The sequence below is a fragment of the Variovorax sp. YR750 genome, from assembly GCF_900109805.1.
GTDB classification, from domain to species: domain Bacteria; phylum Pseudomonadota; class Gammaproteobacteria; order Burkholderiales; family Burkholderiaceae_C; genus Variovorax; species Variovorax gossypii.
Genome location: NZ_FOBJ01000040.1, coordinates 1 through 7,369, shown reverse-complemented (window position 1 = coordinate 7,369; position 7,369 = coordinate 1). Strand labels below are relative to the sequence as shown.

Here is a 7,369-nt window from a genome sequence, read left to right as displayed (position 1 = left end):
ATCCGGGGCTTCCGCATCGAGCTGGGGGAGATAGAGGCGCAGTTGCTGGCGCAGCCTGGGGTGCGCGAGGCGGTGGTGGTGGCGCAGCAGCAGGCCGCGGGCGGGGCGCGCTTGGTGGCGTATGTCTCGGGCACGCAGGCTGTCGATGTGGCGGAGCTGAAGACGAGGTTGCTGCAGGCGTTGCCCGAGCACATGGTGCCCGGGGTGATCGTGGTGCTGGAGGCGTTGCCGCTGAATGCCAACGGCAAGGTCGATCGCAAGGCGCTGCCGGTGCCGGAAGCACCCGGTGCCGCCAGCCGCGTGGCACCCACGCGCGAGATCGAGCGGGCCATCTGCGCCATCTGGACCGAGGTGCTGGGCCTTGAAGGCGTGGGCATCCACGACAACTTCTTCGACATCGGTGGCCATTCGCTGCTGCTGGTGCAGGTGCAGGCGCAGATCAAGTCGAGGCTGGGCTTCACGGTGCCGCTGGTCGACCTGTTCAGGCATCCCACCGTGGCTTCGCAGGCACAGAGCCTGAGCCCTGCCCATTCGGAGGAAACCGCCATGCAACCCGCGCGCGACGGTGCGCGCAGGCAACGCGAGGCCATGTTGCGGCGAAAGAAAGCCGCGGAAGGAATGCACCGATGAGCGACGCCATCGAACCCGGCGAGATCAGCGAGATCGACATCGCCATCGTCGGCCTGGCCGGGCGCTATCCCGGCGCGCCGGACATCGACGCCTTCTGGCGCAACATCCGCGACGGCGTCGAGTCGGTGAGCTTCTTCTCCGACGAGGAGCTGCGCGCGCGGGGCGTGTCGCCGGAGGCGTTGGCAGATCCCGACTACGTGAAGGCCGGCGTCGTGCTCGACGGCATGGACCGCTTCGACGCGGGCTTCTTCGGCTATTCGGCGCGCGAGGCCGAGTACCTCGATCCGCAGCAGCGCTTCTTCCTCGAGACCGCGGTCGAGGCGCTCGAGCATGCCGGATGCTACGGCGAGCGGCAGCCCAGGCGCATCGGCATCTACGGCGGCGCGAGCACGAACCAGTATGTCTGGCGCAACCTGTTGCAGGCCGGAGTGCTGGGCGGCAAGGGCGAAGAAGCCTCGCTGCAGACGCTGCTCAACGGCAACGAGAAGGACGCGCTATGCACCCGCGCGGCCTACGAGCTCGACCTGCAGGGGCCCGCGGTCACTGTGCAGACCGCCTGCTCCACGTCTCTGGTCGCGGTGCACATGGCCTGCCAGGCGCTCCTGAACCACGAGGCCGACATGGCGCTGGCCGGCGGCGTGTCGCTGAACCTGGGGCAGGGGCTGGGCTATCGCTACCAGGCTGGGTCCATCGCATCGCCCGACGGTCACTGCCGTGCCTTCGACGCACGCGCGGCCGGCACCATCAGCGGCAGCGGCGTGGGCATCGTGGCGATGAAGCGGCTGGCCGACGCGGTGGCCGACGGCGACACCATCCACGCCGTCATCAAGGGCTCGGCCATCAACAACGATGGCTCGGGCAAGGTGGGCTATACCGCACCCAGCGTGGAAGGGCAGGCGCAGGCCATCCTCGCCGCGCAGATGATCGCCGACGTGGAGCCCGACAGCATCGGCTACGTGGAGGCGCACGGCACCGCGACACCGATGGGCGATCCGATCGAGATCGCGGCGCTCACGCAGGCCTTCCGCAGCGGCACCGGACGCACCGGCTACTGCGCCATCGGTTCGGTGAAGACCAACATCGGACACCTCGACGCGGCGGCCGGCGTGACCGGCCTCATCAAGGCGGTGCTCGCGCTGCGTCACAGGACGCTGCCGCCCAGCCTGCACTACGAGCAGCCGAATCCGCAGATCGACTTCGCGGGCAGCCCGTTCTACGTCAACACCCGGGCGCGCGACTGGCCCGCCGGCACCGCGCCACGCCGCGCTGGCGTGAGTTCCTTCGGCATGGGCGGGACCAACGCGCACGTGGTGCTGGAGGAAGCGCCCGTCGCGGCTCCTTCAGGCCCCGCGCGCGCCTGGCATGTGCTGCCGGTGTCGGCACGCAGCGCCGATGCGGCGCGGACGGCGCAGGCAAGGCTGGCACGGCACATCGCGGACAACGGCGCACAGCCGCTCGCCGACGTCGCCTACACGCTGCAGACCGGACGCAGGCACTTCGCGCATCGCCGCGCCGTGCTGGCGTCGAGTGCGGCGGAGGCCGCGCGCCAGCTCGAAGCCCCCGACGCGGCGCACGGCTGGAGCGGTTCGTGCACCACCGAAGCTCCGCAGGTCGCTTTCCTCTTTCCGGGCCAGGGCGCGCAGCACCTGCACATGGGCCGCAGGCTCTACGAGAGCGAGCCGCTGTTCCGCGAAGTGATCGACCAGTGCTGCGGCACCTTGGAGCCCCTGCTCGGGCTGGACCTGCGGCGGTGCCTGTTCCCGGCGGAGGCGGACGAGGCTGTCGCGGCGGAGAAGCTGTCGCAGACTGCCATCACGCAGCCCGCGCTCTTCGTCGTCGAGTACGCGATGGCGCGCCTGTGGATGCATTGGGGCGTGCAGCCTGCCGTGATGCTCGGGCACAGCGTCGGCGAATACGTGGCCGCGTGCATCGCGGGCGTGTTCGCCCTGGAAGATGCGCTGGCGCTCATCGCGGCGCGCGGGCGCCTGATGCAGGGGCTGCCGCGCGGCGAGATGATGGCCGTCGCGATGTCGGAGGCCGAACTGCAGCCGTGGCTCTCGCAGGACTGCAGCCTCGCGGCCGTCAACGACGACAGGCTCTGCGTGCTGTCCGGAACGCCCGAGGCCATCGCGGCAGCGGAGCGCGAGCTGGCCGCGCGCGGCACGGTGGCGCGCCGGCTGCATGTGTCGCACGCCTTCCATTCGTCGATGGTGGAGCCGGTGCTGCCGGCGTTCCAGGCGCTGGTCGAGGGCGTGCGCAGGAATGCGCCGTCGATCTCCTTCATTTCCAACGTCACGGGTCGGCCGATCACCGATGCCGAGGCCACGAGCGCCCAGTACTGGGTACGCCATCTGCGCGGTACGGTGCGCTTTTCCGAGGGCCTGAGCTCGGTGCTGGGCATGCCGGGGCGCGTCGCGCTGCTCGAGGCTGGGCCGGGCGAGGTGCTGGTGTCGCTGGCCCGGCGCCATGCGCGCGCGGCATCTGCCGCATGCATCGTGGCCTCGCAGACCCGGCCGCAGCAATGGCGCGAGGGCGATGCACAGTGCGCGCGCGCACTGGCGCAGTTGTGGGTCGCCGGCGTATCGGTCGACTGGCAGGCCTGCCACGCCGATACCGCGCGGCGGCGCGTGCCGCTGCCTACCTATCCGTTCGAGAGCCGGTCCTACTGGATCGAGCCGGGCAAGGTGCCCGCTGCCAGCGCGCCTGCGCAAGGCAAGCCGGCGCGGCGGGAGCTCGAGGACTGGTTCCAGGCGCCCGCATGGCGCCGCGCGGCGCCGCTGCAATCGCAGCCGCCGCTGGAGGCGGCCGATGCCGAAGCCGGGTACTGCCTCGTGCTCGGCGATGCAGGTGGCTTCCGTTCGGCGCTGGTGGAAAGGCTGGCCGCCTCGTCCGGGCGCGTCGTCGTGGCGGAGAGTGCTCAGGCCTTCGAGGCCCTGGACTCGCGGCGCTATCGCGTGCGTACCGACGCGCGCGATGACCTGGCCCGCGTGCTGGGCGAGGCCGGCGCGGTGCATGGCCCGCTGCGTCAGGTGTTCCATCTCTGGAGCCTGGAGGAACACGATGCGCACGGCCCGCTGGAGCCTGTGCTGGCACGCGGCTTCCACAGCATGCTGGCGCTGGTGCAGGCGCTCTACGGCGAAGGCCTCGCCGGCCAGGGCGGCCGCCTGCGGGTGACGGTGGTCGCCAGCCAGGCCGAGGACGTGACGGGCCTGGAAAGCCTGAATCCGGCCAAGGCGATGCTGCACGGTCCCTGCAAGGTGCTGCCGCAGGAATTTCCGGACATCGACTGCCAGTTGATCGACGTGGTGGCACCCGACGGCGAAGGCGCCGCGTTGCGCCGCCTGGTCGACCAGGTGGTGGCCGAGTCGCGTGCGGCCGAGCCGCCGGCCTTGGTGGCGTACCGCGGGCCGCACCGCTGGCAGCAGGCGTTCGAGCCGGTGGCGGGCGACGAGGGCGCTTCGGTCCAGCGGCTGAGGAGGCAGGGCGTCTACCTGATCACTGGCGGCCTGGGCGGCATCGGCCTCGCGCTGGCCGATCGTCTCGCGCGCGAGTGGCAGGCCCGGCTGGTGCTCGTAGGGCGCTCGGAGTTGCCGGCGCGTCATATGTGGGGGGAGGCCATCGCCGACCCCGCCACCGCCCCGTCGCTGCGCGAGCGCCTGCAGAAGCTGACGCAGCTTTCCCAGGGCGGTGCCGAACTGCTGGTGCTCCAGGCCGACGTGGCCGACGCGGCGCGCATGCAAGAGGTCGTGCACCAGGCCGTCGCGAAGTTCGGCGTGCTCCATGGCGTGATCCATGCGGCCGGCCTGCCGGGCGGCGGGGTCATGGCGCAGCGCGAGCGCGCGGCCGTGGAGGCCGTGTGCGCGCCCAAGGTGCAGGGTACGCGCGCCCTGATGGCGGCGCTCGAAGGGCAGGCCCCCGATTTCGTGCTGTTCTGCTCGTCCACCGCCGCCGCGCTCGGCGCCTTCGGCGATGCCGACTATTGCGCGGCCAACTGCTATCTGGACGCCACGGCGCGGCTGGCGCTGCGCGAGCAGCGTTTTCCCGTCTGGTCGCTCAACTGGGACACCTGGCGCGAGGTCGGCATGGCCGCGCACCGCGACCCCCCGGAAGGCGTCGGCATTTCGCCCGGGATGGGCGTGCAGGCCTTCGAGCGCGTGCTCGCCGGCGCGGTGGTGCCCCAGCTCTTCGTCTCGCCGCTGAGCGTGGAGGAGAAGCGCGCGCGCCTGACCTCGCTGGATTTCGACGTGGAACCTGTGGCCCAGGTCCAGGCGCGGGCGGCGGGTGGCACGCACGAGCGGCCCGCCCTGGCAACGCCTTTCGCGCCGCCAGAAAGCGAGCTCGAAGCCGACATCGCGCAGATGTGGGCCGAAGCGCTGGGTTTCTCGTCCATCGGCGTGAACGACAGCCTTTTCGAGTTGGGCGGCGATTCGCTCACGGCCATCCAGCTGCTGGGCCGGGTGCGCAAGAAGTTCGGGGTGGTGCTGCACCCGGCGGCGCTTTTCAACGAGCCGACGGTGGCGGCGCTGGCCGCGCTCGTGGAGCTGCACGTGATCGAGCAGATCGAGCAGGGGGAAGGACGCGTGGCAGGGCAGGCCGAGGGGGTGGCCTGAACAAAGCGGCGCCGTATACGTCATCAGGGGTGAGGCCCACCACGTGGGCCGCGCGTATCGCGCAGACCGAATCTTCTTCACCCCATGTCCATATCCCAAAAACTGTCCGTTCAACGCGCCCGCCTCACGCCGGCGCAGCAAGCCCTGCTGGCGAGCCGTCTGAAGGGGGCGGCGGCATCCGAAGACCGTGAGCCGGCGCTGGTCCCGAGCACGGACGCGGCGGACCGCGCGTCGCTGTCGTTCGCGCAGCGCCGCCAGTGGTTCCTCTGGAAGCTGGATCCCGCCAGCACCGCGTATCACATAGCGGAAGGACTGCGCCTGCAGGGCGCGCTGGACGTCGATGCGCTCAGGGCGGCCTTCCGGGCACTGGTGGCACGCCACGAGTCGCTGCGCACGGTGTTCCGGACTGGTGACGACGGGCTGGCCGAGCAGGTCGTGCTGCCCCGGCTCGATCTGGAGATCCCGCTCGTCGACCTGGGCGGAGTCCCCGAGGCGCTGCGCGCCGGGCTGGCCGGGGAGGCCGCGCGCGATGTGAGCCGCGAGCCCTTCGACCTGCTGCGCGGCCCGCTGCTGCGCGTGAGCGTGATCCGCGAGAGCGAGCAGGCGCACGTGCTGGTGGTGGTGATGCACCACATCGTGTCGGACGGCTGGTCGATGCAGATCCTGGTGGACGAGTTCGTGGCGCAGTACCGCGCCATCACCCAGGGCGAAGGCGTGGCGGGGTTGCCGCTGCTGCCGGTGCAGTACGCCGACTACGCCGCATGGCAGCGGCGCTGGCTGGAGGCTGGCGAGCGCGAGCGGCAGCTTGCCTACTGGCGCGAGCAGCTGGGAGTCGAGCAGCCGGTGCTGCAGCTTCCGGCGGACCATCCGAGAAAGGCCGAAGGCGGCTACGTCGCGGCCAGCCACACGGTCGAGCTGCCAGCCGCGCTGGCGCAGGCGCTGCGGCGCCGCACGCAGGAGCGCGGCACCACGCCGTTCATGCTGCTGCTGGCGGGCTTCCAGGCACTGCTGCATCGCCATACGGGGCAGGAGGACATCCGCGTGGGCGTACCGGTGGCCAACCGCAACCGGGCCGAGACCGAAGGCGTCATCGGCTTCTTCGTCAACACGCAGGTGCTGCGCGCGCAGGTTCATGGCCGCATGGCACTCGCGCAACTGCTTGCCCATGCCCGCGAGACGGCGCTCGGCGCGCAGGCGCACCAGGACCTGCCTTTCGAGCAGCTGGTCGAAGCCCTCCAGCCCGAGCGCAGCATGGGCCATTCGCCGCTCTTCCAGGTGATGTTCAACTACCTGCGCGGCGGCTACGAAGCCCTGCGAACGCTGCCGGGGCTGACGATGGAGGGCTGCCCGCTCGGCGAGAAGGCCGCGCAGTTCGAGCTGACGCTCACGGCCATCGAGGATCCAGAGGGTGGGATCAGGGCGGTCTTCGGCTATGCGCGTGAGTTGTTCGAGGCCGGCACCATCGCGCGCATGGCCGGGCACTATCTGGCGCTGCTGCAGGCACTGGCCGACGCGCCGGAGCAGGCGGTGGGCGAGGTGGCGCTGCAGGACGAGGCTGGGCATGCGGCACAGGGCCTCAACGCGCTGCGTTTCCCTGACGCGCCCCCGGTGCACAGGCTGATCGAGCAACAGGCGCAGGTGCGTCCCGATGCGATTGCGCTGGTGTGCGGTGCCGAGTCGCTGAGCTACGCGCAACTCAACGAGCGAGCCAACCGGCTCGCGCACCGGCTGATTGCCTCGGGCGCGGGGCCCGAGGCAAAGGTCGGCATCGTCATGGAGCGCAATGCGGGCATGGTGGCGAGCGTGCTGGCCGTGCTCAAGTCGGGCGCGGCCTATGTGCCGCTGGACCCGGAACATCCTCAGGACCGGCTGGCCTACATGGCGAGCGACAGCGGCCTGTCGCTGCTGCTGACGCAGGCCAGCCTGCGGGAGCGCGCCGCGGGCGATGCGGGCATCCGCGTCCTGGCCGTCGACGAGCTCGACCTGTCGGGCGAGCCCGCGCACGACCCCGAGGTTCCGCTGCACGCGCAGCATCTGGCCTACGTCATCTACACCTCCGGCTCCACCGGCAAGCCCAAGGGCGTGATGGTGCGCCACGAGGCGCTGTCGCACTTCATCCGCAGCATGCA

The 7,369-nt window shown here is 71.0% G+C and carries 3 protein-coding genes; all 3 read left to right on the top strand.

Translation table 11 applies throughout. The features are described from left to right. Nucleotides 1-630 (top strand): phosphopantetheine-binding protein (locus BMY35_RS37345; RefSeq protein ID WP_256230742.1); only part of this gene is annotated, 630 nt, incomplete at its 5' end. Next, nucleotides 627-5,240 carry a type I polyketide synthase gene (locus BMY35_RS37340; RefSeq protein WP_093210102.1) on the top strand — a complete coding sequence of 1,538 codons (4,614 nt, stop codon included), beginning with the start codon at nucleotides 627-629 and terminating at the stop codon, nucleotides 5,238-5,240. The genes BMY35_RS37345 and BMY35_RS37340, both read left to right, overlap by 4 nt. Before the next feature lie 84 nt (nucleotides 5,241-5,324). Next, nucleotides 5,325-7,369, top strand: a 2,045-nt coding sequence (locus tag BMY35_RS37335; protein WP_143080846.1) for a condensation domain-containing protein, incomplete at its 3' end; no start/stop codon positions are given.